Origin of the sequence: Paraburkholderia sp. 22099 (genome assembly GCF_052045835.1) — a bacterium.
Classification (GTDB): Bacteria; Pseudomonadota; Gammaproteobacteria; order Burkholderiales; family Burkholderiaceae; genus Paraburkholderia; species Paraburkholderia terricola.
In genome coordinates this window covers 1-14,150 of record NZ_JBQEPU010000009.1, presented here as the reverse complement: position 1 = coordinate 14,150, position 14,150 = coordinate 1, and the positions used below count along the sequence as shown (strand labels likewise).

Here is a 14,150-nt window from a genome sequence, read left to right as displayed (position 1 = left end):
GCAGGCGCCTGGGACACGGATCCGTGTCCTTTCTGCTCCACGCTTTCCGTATGTTCAGCCGGAAGCTGCGTCGACAGGGCTGTGCGCACGTGCTCATGTCCCTCACTGATTGCCGCACCGGTTTGATCGAAGCGCATCTGACAAATTTAGCGTGCCCCTCGACGGCAGCTACCGTTTTGCGCGGGGGCGAGTCATCGCCGACCGTGTCCGCAGAAGCTGTATCCCTGCTTTGTCGTCCTGACGGTTCCTCGCGTGTCCACCCGCACCGTGAATCAAGCCACATCTCGCAGGCGTGCATGCACGCGACACGTGTGGTGTGGCCTCCCCGAAGGAAGATCCGATCATGTCCCAACTCGATGAGCCGTCGGTCGCTATTACGATGGCAAACCCTGTGCGCGCCGCTAGCATGACACGCCACCGCGACCAGTCCACGCCACCGAACTCATCGACACCGCAGGAAGTGCGCCGTTGAAAACGATCCTTCGATATGTCGCGCGACATCGCTCGCCGTCGCCGCCGTGGACTGACACCGCGCCGGTGCGCGAAGAGCTGTTCGGCGTCGAACGGCTCGAGCAACACGCGGAGAGCCTCGCTGCCGCGCAACCGGTCACGAAGACACCGCCTGCTGTTTTATCGCTGCACACGAGACTGAACGATAACGCCGCAGTCCTGCTCGCGGCCTACCGGGCGAGCGCCGAGGAACTGGAGGGCGGCCGCGGGGTGGTGCCCGCCGCGGAATGGCTGCTCGACAACTATCACCTCGTCGAGGAGCAGATCCGCGAGATTCGCGACGACTTGCCGCCCGGCTACTACCGTCAGTTGCCCAAGCTTGCCGCAGGTCCGTTCGCCGGGTATCCGCGCGTATTCGGTCTCTCGTGGGCGTTCGTTGCGCATACCGACAGTCACTTCGATCCGCAGATCCTGCGGCGTTTCATCAGCGCGTATCAACGGGTTCAGCCGCTGACAATCGGCGAATTGTGGGCTGTGGCGATCACGTTGCGCATCGTGCTGATCGAGAACCTGCGACGCCTGACTGACCAGATCACCGCAGGCCGTAGCGCACGCGCCGACGCGGATGCGCTCACCGACCGTCTGCTCGCATCCGGCAGCGCCCGGTCGGCGCTCGAGGCGGACATTTCTACGCGCTCCTCAGGCCTGTTGTCGGAGCTGTTCGCGGCACAGCTTGTAAAGCGGTTGCGCGACCAGGATCCGCGTACCACGCCGGCACTTGGCTGGCTGGAAGAGCGGCTCAAGCTTCAGGGCGCTTCCGTCGATGAAGTCGTGCAACACGCGCAGCAGCGACTGGGTGCGTCGAACGTCACCGTGCGCAATGTGATCACCAGCATGCGGCTGATTTCCGACATCGACTGGACGGAACTGTTCGAGAGCGTGAGTCTTGTCGACGCGCGGTTGCGCGCGGACAGCAGCTTTGCCACGATGGATTTTCCGACGCGCAACCTGTATCGCAGCGCGATAGAGCAGCTGGCGCGCGGCTCGTCTTTCACCGAACTCGAAGTCGCCGGGTTAGCACTGGAATCGGCGCTGGCGGCAGCGCTGGAAGCAGGCGATGGAGCGCATGCGGAACGCGCCGGCGACCCCGGCTATCACCTGATCGCCGAGGGCCGGCGGGCGCTGGAGCACGCGATCGGATTCCGTCCGCCAGCGCGTCTGCGGATCACGCGGTTCAACGTCCGCCTCGGCATCGGCGGCTACGTCGGCACGATCCTGACGCTCGCCCTGACGTTACTCGCGCTCGTGTTGTGGGTACTGTGCACGCAGGCGCCGCGCGGTCCCGAAGCCTGGGTGCTCGTGCTGTTTGCGGTATGCGGATTCCTGCCCGTCACCGAGGTTGCGACCGCGCTCATCAATCGCGCGGTGACATGGAGTTTCGGCGCAATCACGTTGCCGGCTCTCGAACTGACTGCCGGCGTGCCGTCGTCATTGCGCACACTGGTTGCCGTGCCGACGCTTCTGACGAGCGAAGCCGATCTGCGCGAGCAGGTCGAACGTCTTGAGGTGCATCACCTCGCGGGAGCCGGTGGCGACCTGTCCTTCGCGTTGCTGGCGGACGGGCTCGATGCGGATCAGGAAGTGCTGCCCGGCGATGCGCATCTGCTCGCCGTGGCCGCCGACGCCATCGATGCACTGAACCACCGTTACGAGCCAAGCCCAGGCGGCAGCCGTTTCCTGCTGCTACATCGCCGGCGCGTGTTCAACGCGAGCGAAAACAAATGGATGGGCTGGGAACGCAAGCGCGGCAAGCTGCACGAACTCAACCGCCTGCTGCGCGGTGCGACGGATACGACCTTTATGTCGATCGCCGGCCGTGCACCGCAGGTGCCGCCCGACGTGCGCTACGTCATCACACTCGACGCCGATACGCGTCTGCCACGCGACGCCGCGCTGCGGCTGATCGGCAAGATGGCGCATCCGCTGAACCGGCCGACATTTAGCGACGCCGATCAACGCGTCGTCAACGGATACGCGATCCTGCAACCGCGTGTCACGCCGTCGCTGCCCGTCGGCCAGGAAGGGTCGCTGCATCAGCGCGTCTTCTCCGGCCCCGGTGGGATGGACCCGTATGCGGCGGCGGTGTCCGATATCTATCAGGACCTGTTCGGCGAAGGGTCGTATACCGGCAAGGGCATTTACGACGTCGACGCATTTGAAGCGGCTTTGCGTGGACGCGTGCCGGAAAACGCGCTGCTCAGTCACGATCTGTTCGAAGGGATTTTTGCGCGCGCCGGACTCGCGTCGGATGTCGAGGTGGTCGAGGAAGTGCCGTCGCGTTACGACGTCGTTGGCAAGCGGCAGCATCGCTGGACGCGTGGCGACTGGCAATTGCTGCCGTGGATCGTCGGCTATCGCGGCCGGGACCGACACGCAATGCCGTCAATCGGCCGCTTCAAGATGCTCGACAATTTGCGCCGCTCGCTGCTCGCCCCCTTCATGGTCGCCGCGCTCGGCCTATGCTGGCTGATGCCGATCCGCGCCGGGATGGCAGGCGCGCTGCTGGCGCTCGGCGCGCTTGCGATTCCCGCTTTCCTGCCGACGCTGTTCGCGATCGTGCCGCGCCGCAGCGGCATCCATCTACGCAATCATCTGGACGTGCTGGCCGCCGATGTGCGGCTCGCCGTCTTGCAAACAGTTCTGTCGACCGCGTTCCTCGCCGACCAGGCGTGGCGCATGGGCGATGCGATCGTCCGGACGCTGATACGGCTGTTCGTGACCCATCGCCGGCTGCTCGAATGGACCACCGCTGCGCAGTCGAAGGGCAGCCCTCGTCTCGATCTGCGCGGCTTTTATCGGCAGATGACAGGCGGTGTCGCACTCGGCCTCGTAGTGCCGGCCGGTGCGATCGCATTCGCACCGTCGCACTGGCCGCTCGTGCTGCCGTTTGCGCTGTTATGGCTCGCCGCGCCGGCGCTCGCGCTGTGGTCGAGCCGGTCGCCGCCCGTCGCTCGTGGTTTCGCGATGGCGGAGCCGGACGCGCGCAGCCTTCGCCTGATCGCGCGACGCACGTGGCGTTTCTTCGAGACCTTCGTTACGCCCGCAGAGAATATGCTGCCGCCCGATAACTTCCAGGAAGATCCGAAGCCGGTCGTCGCACACCGCACCTCGCCGACCAACCTCGGGCTCTATCTGCTGTCGGCGGTTGCTGCGCGGGATTTTGGCTGGGCGGGGACGACGGAGACCGTCGAACGGCTCGAAGCGGCGTTCGCTTCGATGCACAAGCTCACGCGTTTCAAGGGGCATTTCTATAACTGGTACGGGACGCTCGATCTCCAGGTGCTGGCACCGGCGTATGTTTCGTCGGTCGATAGCGGGAATCTGGCCGGTCATCTGATCGTTCTCGCCAACGCGTGCGAGGAGTGGCCGCATGAATTGCTCGCACCGGCCGCGCGGCCCGGATTGATGGATAACCTGCAACTCGCGCGTGAAGCCATCGACACGCTGCCCGCCGCAGGCGGTGAACAGGGAAGGCAACTGGTTGCGATCCTCGAAGAGATCAGCAAGCAGTTGCACGGCCCGCAGGCGTTCGAAGCGCTGTCGCCATCGCTCACGCGGCTGACCGAAAAGGCCGCGAAGGCAGCGCGTGAACTCGTGCCCGCCGGCGGCGGCGATAGTTCTGCCGACCTGATGTTCTGGATCGACGCGTTGAGCAAAAGCCTGGTCGAACATGCCCGCGACCGGCAACAACTCGCCGAGGCACCAGATCTTTTGCAGGCACGCCTGAAGTCGCTCGCCGATACGTCGCGGGCGATGGCGCTCGAGATGGACTTCGCGTTCCTGCTCGATCCGGAACGCAAGCTGCTCTCGATCGGCTATTCCCAATCCGACAACAGCCTGGACGTGAACTGCTATGACCTGCTGGCGTCCGAAGCGCGTCTCGCAAGCCTGTTCGCCATCGCGAAAGGCGACGTGACGACGCGCCACTGGTTCCGCCTCGGTCGCGCTGCAACGCCGGTCGGTGACGGCTCGGCGCTGATCTCGTGGTCGGGGTCGATGTTCGAATATTTGATGCCGTCACTGGTGATGCGCGCGCCGGTCGGCAGCCTGCTCGAGCAGACAAGCCGTCTGGTGGTGGAACGGCAAGCCGCGTATGGGCGTTCGCTCGGCATCCCGTGGGGCATTTCGGAATCGGCGTACAACGCTCGCGACATCGAATTTACCTACCAGTATTCGAATTTCGGCGTGCCGGGCCTTGGCCTCAAGCGGGGGCTTTCGGAGAACCACGTGATCGCACCCTATGCAACGGGGCTAGCCGCGATGGTGGACCCACTAGCCGCGCGAGAGAACTACGCACGACTCGCCGCGCTCGGCGCGCTGGGTCGCTATGGTTTCTACGAAGCACTCGATTTCACCCGCTCGCGGCTACCTGAGAACGAGGATGTTGCGATCGTGCGCAATTTCATGGCCCATCATCAGGGCATGACGATCGTGTCGATCGCGAACACGTTGCTCGACGCGCAGATGCGGACCCGTTTTCATCGCGAACCCATGATCCAGGCCAGCGAACTGTTGCTGCAGGAGCGTATGCCGCGCAATGTCGCCGTCGCGCATCCCCGTGCCGAAGAAGTGAAAACGTCAGCAACGGTCGCCGGCGTCGTGCCGCCGACCGTACGGCGGCTCACAGCGTCGGCCGTTGCCGGCGCGGCGCCCGTGACACACCTGCTGTCGAATGGACGCTACGCCGTCATGCTGACTGCGACCGGCGCCGGCTACAGCCGTTGGCGCGATCTCGCCGTGACGCGCTGGCGCGAAGACGCAACCCGCGACGATTGGGGTTCTTTCATCTTCCTGCGCGACACGCAGAGCGGCCACGTGTGGTCGGCAGGCGCAAAGCCGGCTGATAGCGCTGCCGATTACGAAGAGGTTGTGTTCGGCGAGGACCATGCAGAATTCATCCGCCGCGACGGCTCGTTGACAACGACGATGGACGTACTGGTTTCTGGTGAAGCAGACGGTGAAGTGCGCCGCGTCTCGTTGGCCAACAGTGGACGCCGTGCGCGCGAGATCGAACTGACATCCTATGCGGAAATCGTGCTCGCGACGCCCGCTGCCGACAACGCGCATCCGGCGTTCTCGCGGATGTTTGTCCAGACCGAGCACCTTGCGGAATTCGGCGCGCTGGTGGCCACGCGCCGTCTGCGTTCGCACGAGGAAAGACAGCTGTGGGCCGCGCATTTCGCGGTTGTCGACGGCGAGATTGTCGCCGATCCGCAATACGAATCGGATCGCGCGCGCTTTCTGGGGCGCGGGCGCAACGCCGGCACGGCGGCCGCGATCTTCGACGACCAGCCCTTGACCAACACCGCCGGGACCGTACTCGACCCGGTTTTTGCGCTCAGATATCGCGTGCTCGTGCCGCCGGGCAAGGTCGCGCGCGTGACGTTCTGGACAGTAGTGGCCGAGTCGCGAGCGCTGTTGCTCGATCTGGTCGACAAACACCATGACCGCAACGCGTTCGACCGCGCCAAAACGCTAGCCTGGACGCAGGCTCAGGTGCAGTTGCGTCATCTCGATGTCGAAGCCGACGAGGCTGCGGATTTTCAGCGCCTCGCCGCGCCCGTCATTTACGCCGATGCGCGTTTCAGGGCGCCCTCGGACACGATCGTGCGCGGGGCAGGTCCTCAGTCCGGACTCTGGCCGCACGCGATCTCGGGCGACCTGCCGATCGTGCTGCTGCGTATCGATGACGTCGAGGACATCGCGCAAGTCCGGCAACTATTGAGGGCGCACGAGTACTGGCGGATGAAGCGGCTGGACGTCGATCTCGTCATCGTCAACGAACGGGCTTCGTCCTATATCCAGGAGTTGCAGGGTGCGATCGAAACAGCCGTGCGCAGCAGCCAGTTGCGGCCGCGTATCGGCGAAGAGCTCGCGCAAGGGGCGGTCTTTACGCTGCGCGCCGATTTGATGAGCGTGGAGGCGCGGGCGCTGCTGCAATCGGTCGCGCGTGTCGCGTTGATCGCGCGCCGCGGTTCGATCGCCGACCAGCTCGCGCGCTTGCCGCAGTCGCCGGGAGAGCCATTGGCGTTACGCCGGCAGAAGCCGCCGATGTCGTCGCCATGGCCCGCGGCGCCTCGTCCGCCTCGCGCGCTTTCGCCGGTTGCGTCGAGGCTCGAGTTCTTCAACGGTCTGGGCGGCTTCGATAAAGACGGCCGGGAATACGTGAGCGTCCTCGCGGCGGGCGCGACCACGCCCGCGCCGTGGATCAACGTGATCGCGAACTCGGGCTTCGGCTTTCAGGTCGCGGCGGAAGGCAGTGGCTACACCTGGGCCGAAAACAGCCGCGAGAATCAACTCACGCCGTGGTCGAACGACCCCGTCGAAGACCCGGCCGGCGAAGCCATCTATGTGCGCGACGAAGTCACTGGCGAGGTATGGGGCGCCACCGCGTTGCCAATCCGCGACGGCGGGACGTATGTGGCGCGTCACGGGCATGGCTATAGCCGCTTCGAACACGAGGCGAATGGCATCGCGCTCGACCTGCTGCAATACGTGCCGCTCGCCGATCCGCTGAAGATTTCCAGGCTGACGTTGCGCAATCTGTCCGGCATGCCGCGCCGTCTGTCCGTGACGACGTGGATGGAATGGGTGCTTGGCACATCGCGCGGCGCGTCGGGACCCTTCATCGTGACGGAAATCGACTCCGCTACCGGCGCGATGCTGGCGCGCAATCCGTGGAGCATGGGGTTCGCGGGGCGAGTCGCGTTCGCCGACCTGGGCGGCCGGCAGACCTCGTGGACGGCCGACCGCACCGAATTTCTCGGCCGCAACGGGCGGACTGCGGGACCCGCCGCGCTGAGCGGCAACGCGCCGCTGTCTGGCGCAACCGGCGCGGGCCTCGATCCATGCGCGGCGTTGCAGCGCGTGATTGAGCTGGGCGTGGGCGAGACCGTCGAAGTCGTGTCGTTCGTGGGGCAATGCGCGTGCGTCGAACAGGCGCGCGCATTGATCGAGCGTTATCGCAAGGCCGACCTCGACGCCGTCCTCGGCGAGGTGACGACCCAGTGGCAGAACATGCTCGGCACCGTCCAGGTGAAGACCCCCGACCGCGCGATGGATCTGATGCTAAACGGCTGGCTGCTGTATCAGACGCTCGCATGTCGCGTCTGGGCACGCTCGGCGTTCTATCAGGCGAGCGGCGCGTATGGCTTTCGCGATCAGTTGCAGGACGGCATGGCGTTGACGCTGGCGCAGCCGGACGAGGCCCGGCGGCATTTGTTGCGCACTGCGGCGCGGCAGTTCATCGAAGGCGATTTCCAGCACTGGTGGTTGCCTCAGTCGGGGCAAGGCGTGCGCACGCGGATTGCCGATGACCGCGTGTGGCTCGCGTTCGCAACGGCGACGTACATTGGCTGCGCGGGTGACGTCGCGATTCTCGACGAGATCGTGCCGTTTCTCGATGGGCCGCCACTGCGACCTGGCGAGCACGATGCGTTCTTCCAGCCGATGGTCGCGGATGAATCAGCGTCGCTGTTCGAACATTGCGCGCGCGGTTTGGATCAATGCATCGAACTGACCGGTGAGCACGGCTTGCCTTTGATCGGCACGGGCGACTGGAACGACGGGATGAACCGCGTCGGCGCGCACGGCAAAGGGGAAAGCGTGTGGCTCGGCTGGCTCCTATTGCGGACTATTGCGTTGTTCGCCCCGCTGGCTGAATCGCGCGATGCGGGTTCTGTCGCGCGCGCCGCACGCTGGCGCGCTCATGCGGCCTCGGTGCGTGAGGCGCTGGAGCGTGAAGCATGGGACGGCGAATGGTATCGCCGGGCGACGTTTGATGACGGCACGTGGCTTGGCTCGCAAGACAGTGACGAATGTCAAATAGATTCGATCGCACAGTCGTGGGCGGTGCTGTCGGGCGCAGCAGATCCCGCGCGTGCGGCGCTGGCGATGACGTCGCTGGAAAAGCACCTTATCCGTCGCGACGACGGGCTCGCTTTGCTGTTCACGCCGCCGTTCGATAAAACGTCTCACGATCCAGGCTATATCAAGGGCTATCCGCCGGGGTTGCGTGAAAACGGCGGGCAGTATAGCCACGCGGCGATGTGGGCGATCCTGGCGTTCACCAAAATGCGCGAAGGCAACAAGGCCGCCGCGCTGTTTTCACTGCTTAACCCCGTCAATCATGCGCGCACGCCGACGGAAGTCGACCGCTACAAGGTCGAGCCCTATGTCGTCGCCGCCGATGTCTATTCCGTGGCGCCGCATGCCGGGCGCGGTGGCTGGACCTGGTACACGGGATCCGCTGGATGGATGTACCGGGCGGGTGTCGAGGGCATTCTCGGGATTTGTCGCGAGGGCGGTTTTCTTGTGATCGATCCTTGTATTCCGGACACGTGGCCGGGGTTTGAAGCAACGGTGACGCTGGATTCGACGCGGTATGAGATTCACGTCGAATCCGCTGACGAGCTCGATGTGACGCGCGCGGTGCTCGACGGCGCGAGTCTCGAATGTGGTGATGGACGGGTGCGCGTGTCGCTCGATGCCGGCTCGCACAAGCTCCTGATTTCGCTTTGTCTCCGCGTAAGGGAAGACGTGAACTCGGGCGCGCAGGTCGCGTGACGAAGCACGCATCGTTCTCCGAAAGGAAAACAGGAGACGAATAGTGGTAATGACAGGCAAATCCGACCGGAGCAAACGATGTTGGCATGGCACTACACCACGGGACAAAAGTTCCGGCAGATCAGCGCAAAGCGGGATGCTCATCCCCGGCGGCATCGGGGCCGAGTCGACCGGAACGCCTGTGCTGTGGTTTTCGCGAAATCAGCATTGGGAGCAAACCGCCGGCGACGAGTGCCATGAGACCGGGCAATCGGTGCGCCGCCTGACGATGCGTGAAACTTACGTGGCGAGCGGCGGACTCGTGCGGTATGGATGCGATGTTAAACGCCTGTACGCCAGCGAAGTGCTGCGGCGAAAAGCACAGATGACCCACGAGGTCTGGGCGGCCTTGTATGCCGTTGGGAAGCTGCAGCAGGCGTATCCTGCCGCGTGGTGCGGCTCGGTTGACTCAATTCCGGTTGATGGCCTGGTAGTGCACGTCTTGAGCGAATCATTCAAATGGCAGCGCTTCGAGGCATGCTAGCGCATTGTCCGTCATTGAATAATCGGGCTTTCTGGATAACGACCTTGACGTCTGCGATGTGATGAGGGACTGCTTGCGACGGCGACGTTTTGGCGATCGACAGGCCGCGCGATTTTCTCCAAAGCCGACGTCCGTGGCAAAAGCGACCGGTATGCGAACGGCCGTTTCGACCGATCAAGCAACGTTCACCATCGCGAATTGAATGGCCGCTTCCTGGGTGGAAAACGACGTCTGAATGTCCGAGCGACGGTGCGGGCGAATGACGCTTCATGGCCGCACTGGGCCGGATAACCACCTAAGGCGAGACATTCCACGGCGAAAGCTGTGTATTAGGGGGTGTGTCCGACGCGGCTGACTATGAGTTGACAGAAGCGCTCGATGAATCGCCCCGGATTTTGTGGAGGCTCCAACTCTTGAGAGTGATTCATCGGGTTTTTGCCCGACCCCGAAGGATGAAGCGCACGACTGCTGCAGGCGGATCTGGGAAGGAATACGATCATGAGGCAGCGGTGGTCGAGGTCGGCCCATTATCTGGTGCACTGAGCCCGTTTGAGAGTTGGACCCGCAACCCTGCGAGCACCCCGAATTGTGACCGAGGGCACATGTTGCCCTGCCGGAGCACGCTTACCAGAATCCGATAACGAGGGTTGTCGCCGCTGCCATTCTCTATCTTGCAGGAGGGCAGCATGCAGGTACTCTATCCGCGCTGTGCAGGACTGGACATCCATAAGGACATCATCGTCGCCTGCGTCCGTTGTGTGTCTGCGCCAGCGCATCATGAAGTGCAGAGCTTCTGCAGTACCACGAAGGGGTTGCTGGCGCTGTCGGACTGGCTGGCCGCCCATGGCTGTTCCCACGTGGCCATGGAAGCCACCGGCGTTTACTGGAAACCAGTGTGGCACGTGCTCGAGGGCTCCTTCGAACTCGTGCTGGGCAACGCTGCGCATATCCGGAACGTGCCGGGCCGTAAAACCGATGTGAATGACGCGACGTGGATCGCGGACCTGCTCGCACATGGGCTGATCCGCTCAAGCTTCGTTCCGCCTGCGGCGATCCAGGAGTTACGTGATCTGACACGCACACGCAAACAACTGACGCGTGAGATCGCCCAGCATTGTCTGCGTATCCAGAAGCTGCTCGAGGATGCCAATCTCAAACTGGGCAGCGTCCTTTCTGACGTACTTGGCGGCAGCGGGCGCGCGATCCTGAAGGCTATCATCTCGGGCGAGAACAATCCGGTGCTGCTCGCGGCACTTGCGCAAGGTCACGCGCGCAAGAAGACGGGTGAACTACGCGAAGCATTGCGCGGACGCATAACGTCCCATCACCGTACGATGCTCGCGCTCCATTTGCAGCTCATCGACGCCCTTGAGCACGCGCTGACTGATCTGGATGCGGCGGTGGGACTCGCGCTGACGCCAATCCGGCAGCACGTTCAACTGCTGAAAACCATTCCCGGCGTCGGTGACCTGACCGCCCGGGTCCAGGTGGCCGAGATTGGCGTCGACATGATGCGCTTTCCCGATTCCGCTCACCTCATATCGTGGGCTGGACTGTGTCCCCGCAATGACGAGAGCGCCGGTAAGCGCCGCAGTACGCGCGTTCGCAAGAGCGGCACATGGCTCAAGACGGCACTCGTGACTGCCGCATGGGCCGCAGTACGTACGAAGAACAGCTACCTGTTCGCCCAGTTTACTCGCATCAAGGCGCGGCGCGGCTCAAAGAAGGCAATCATCGCAGTGGCTGCATCAATGCTCACGGCAGCGTGGCACATGCTTCGTAATGGAGTGGAATATGCAGATCTCGGTGCAGACTATTTCACCCGGCATGACATGCAGAACACCGTCAAGCGATTGCTAAAACGCCTCACGGATCTTGGATATCCGGTGCAGCCAGCTTCTCCGTCATAAGGGCTTCTTACCAGAATGGAGCTATGAACAAGAAGGTAACGAAATTTTCCCCGGAAGTCCGGGAGCGCGCAGTGCGCCTGGTGCGCGAGCAGCGTAGCGAACATCCGTCGATGTGGGCGGCGGTCGAATCGATTGCGCCGATGATCGGCTGCACACCGCAGACACTGCACGAGTGGGTCAAGCGCGACCAGGTCGACCACGGTGAGCGCGATGGCGTGACCACGGACGAGCGCGAACGCCTCAAGGCCTTGGAGCGCGAAGTTAAGGAGGTGCGTCGTGCCAACGAGATTCTCAAGGTCGCGAGCGCGTTTTTCGCCAGGCGGAGCTCGACCGCCGTTTCAAGTCCTGAAGGCCTTCATCGATCAGCATCGCGACACCTTCGGGGTCGAGCCGATCTGCAAGGTCTTGCGGATTGCCCCGTCAGGCTACCGACGCCATGCCGCGCAGCTTCGTGATCCGGCGCGGCGGTCTGTTCGCGCAATCCGCGATGAACGTCTGCGGCCGGAGATCGAGCGTGTGTGGCAGGCCAACATGCAGGTCTACGGCGCGGATAAAGTCTGGAAGCAGATGAACCGGGAGCGTATCGCGGTGGCGCGCTGCACGGTCGAACGGTTGATGAAGCAACTGGGTTTGCGCGGCGTGATGCGAGGCAAGCGTGTTCGCACGACGGTTCCTGATGCCGTAGCCTCGCGCCCGCTGGATCGGGTCAATCGCCAGATCGAGGCGGCACGGCCGAACCAGCTCTGGGTTTCGGACTTCCTACGTTTCGATGTGGCAGGGCTGGCTGTATGTGGCCTTCGTGATTGATGTGTTCGCTCGCCGTATCGTCGGCTGGCGAGTCAGCAGCTCGATGACTACGGACTTCGTTCTGGATGCTCTTGAGCAGGCGCTTTACGCGCGGCGCCCGGGCGACGACGGAACCTTGATACACCATTCGGACAGAGGGTCCCAATACGTCAGCATTCGCTACAGCGAACGGCTGGCAGAAGCGGGCATCGAACCGTCGGTCGGCAGCCGAGGCGACAGCTATTGACAACGCCCTGGCTGAAACGATCAACGGCTTGTACAAGGCTGAACCGATTCATCGCCGCACCTGGAAAAGGCGGGAATCCGTTGAACTGGCAACGCTGGAGTGGGTGGCCTGGTTCAATCATCATCGGTTGATGGAACCGCTTGGCTATATCCCACCCGCCGAAGCTGAGGCAAACTACTATCGGCAACTTGAAACAGCCGCCGCTGAATCCGCATCAACTTAAACCAACCAGCCTCCACGATTCCCGGGGCGGTTCACTACGCGCTTAGCTATGAATGGCCCTTGAAAGGCGTTCGCCGTTCGGGAGACAAGGGCGATGATCCCGAACAGAGAGAATGACACAGCGATACGTCGCGTGCGGACGCCAGCGATCCGTACCGCGTAGGCCAACGTCGCGATGACGTGGATTACGAATGTTAGTCCGCAGATGATGAAAAGCTGGGTGTCCATAAGATCGCGACGAGGTTGGCCAAGAGTTGAAGTCTACCGGAGCGCCGTTTCCCTTTGTTGTTACCAAACTGAAGGCCGATACCCAATGTCCGAAACTGGCGTGCGCCGTGCAAAGGCGGCGCTTTCCCAGTGGGTGTAAGCCCCACCCGGCAACCGCTCCAGCCGGAAGCAACCGGAGCAGCTGTGGAGGTAACAAAATGGCTGAAGCCTTCGGTGTAGCGGGTCACGAATTACGGTGACAGCGCGAGTGTGTCATCGGCACCTGTAAATTGATACACCGTCGGCACTGAGGAATTGATACACCTCGACGAAGGGATAATGGCCGCTTTGAGCGGCGATGATCTCGTACGAGGGATACATGCAGATCAGGATATTGCACAAGCAGGGTAAGAGCCTGCGTGCCATTGCTTGTGAGGTTGGCTGCTCAGTCAACACGGTACGGAAGTATCTGTCGTCGCAGGATGCGCCGACGTTTCGGCCCGCAGCGACTCCGCGCGAGTCGATACTGAAACCGTTCGAGGCCTACCTACGCGCGAGGATCGCAGCGGCATCACCGGACTGGATACCAGCGACAGTTCTGTGGCGCGAGATTCAGTCGAAGGGTTTCGACGGCGGCGAGAGAATCGTGCGCAAGTTCGTTGCCACATTACGGCCTGTACCGGCGCCAGATCCTCTAGTGCGATTCGCGACTGCCGCAGGCGATCAGATGCAGGTCGACTGGGTCGAGTTCCGCAGGCGCAAAGGAGCGAATCTGTTCGCATTCGTGGCCACTCTTGGCTATAGCCGTGCGACATATGTCGAATTCGTTTCCGACATGCGGCTCGAGACTTTGCTGAGGTGTCACGCCAACTGTTTCGACTGGTTCGGCGGTGTGCCACGCCGCGCGCTGTATGAATGAAAGGGACTTCCCCGTCCCGAATCAGGTGCCCGTTGCGGGCGACGGCATCAAGGTGCCACGATGGGGTTCTCACGCTCCATCAACTCACTCGAAGGGGAAGTCCATGGCAATCGTAACGCTTGGAATTGATCTGGCCAAGAATGTCTTTGCGCTGCATGGCGTCGGGACAACCGGCAAGCCCGAACTGGTTCGTCCGGAGGTCCGCCGCAGCAGATTGCTCGAAGTCGTGGCCTCACTTCCTCCATGTCTTATCGGGATGGA

3 protein-coding genes, 4 pseudogenes and 1 other annotated feature are annotated in these 14,150 nt (G+C 62.9%); of the genes and pseudogenes, 6 read left to right on the top strand and 1 reads right to left on the bottom strand.

The genetic code is table 11. The features are described from left to right. The first annotated feature begins 468 nt into the window (after positions 1 to 468). The 4 genes and pseudogenes from ACTJLC_RS10795 (at position 469) to ACTJLC_RS10780 (ending at position 12,764) form a co-directional block, all read left to right on the top strand. The gene (locus tag ACTJLC_RS10795; protein ID WP_310136272.1) at positions 469 to 9,075 is read left to right on the top strand and encodes a GH36-type glycosyl hydrolase domain-containing protein; all 8,607 of its coding nucleotides are present in this window, start codon (positions 469 to 471) and stop codon (positions 9,073 to 9,075) included. A 136-nt stretch (positions 9,076 to 9,211) separates the two neighbouring features. Further along, on the top strand, positions 9,212 to 9,598 hold the full coding sequence (locus ACTJLC_RS10790; RefSeq protein ID WP_440843836.1) for a hypothetical protein: 387 nt from the start codon (positions 9,212 to 9,214) through the stop codon (positions 9,596 to 9,598). Between the two features lie 686 nt (positions 9,599 to 10,284). Beyond that, positions 10,285 to 11,508, top strand: a complete 1,224-nt coding sequence (locus ACTJLC_RS10785) for an IS110 family transposase (protein ID WP_440843834.1) — start codon at positions 10,285 to 10,287, stop codon at positions 11,506 to 11,508. Between the two features lie 23 nt (positions 11,509 to 11,531). Continuing rightward, positions 11,532 to 12,764: pseudogene (locus ACTJLC_RS10780) on the top strand (IS3 family transposase). Continuing rightward, positions 11,813 to 11,928, top strand: a sequence feature (AL1L pseudoknot). (Overlaps the previous pseudogene by 116 nt.) A 35-nt stretch (positions 12,765 to 12,799) precedes the next feature. Here ACTJLC_RS10780 and ACTJLC_RS10775 read toward each other — a convergent pair. Further along, positions 12,800 to 12,991, bottom strand: a pseudogene (locus ACTJLC_RS10775) (lipid II flippase family protein); the annotation flags it as partial. Between the two features lie 337 nt (positions 12,992 to 13,328). Between ACTJLC_RS10775 and istA the strand changes: the two are divergent. Together istA and ACTJLC_RS10765 are read left to right on the top strand one after the other, a co-directional pair. Continuing rightward, positions 13,329 to 13,886, top strand: a pseudogene (gene istA / locus ACTJLC_RS10770) (IS21 family transposase); the annotation flags it as partial. 106 nt (positions 13,887 to 13,992) lie between these two features. Beyond that, positions 13,993 to 14,150 (top strand): annotated as a pseudogene (locus tag ACTJLC_RS10765) (IS110 family transposase); the annotation flags it as partial.

Coding starts and splice junctions, on each gene's coding strand:
- ACTJLC_RS10790 (WP_440843836.1), top strand. CDS start 9,212: ATGCTCATCCCCGGCGGCATCGGGGCCGAGTCGACCGGAACGCCTGTG.
- ACTJLC_RS10785 (WP_440843834.1), top strand. CDS start 10,285: ATGCAGGTACTCTATCCGCGCTGTGCAGGACTGGACATCCATAAGGAC.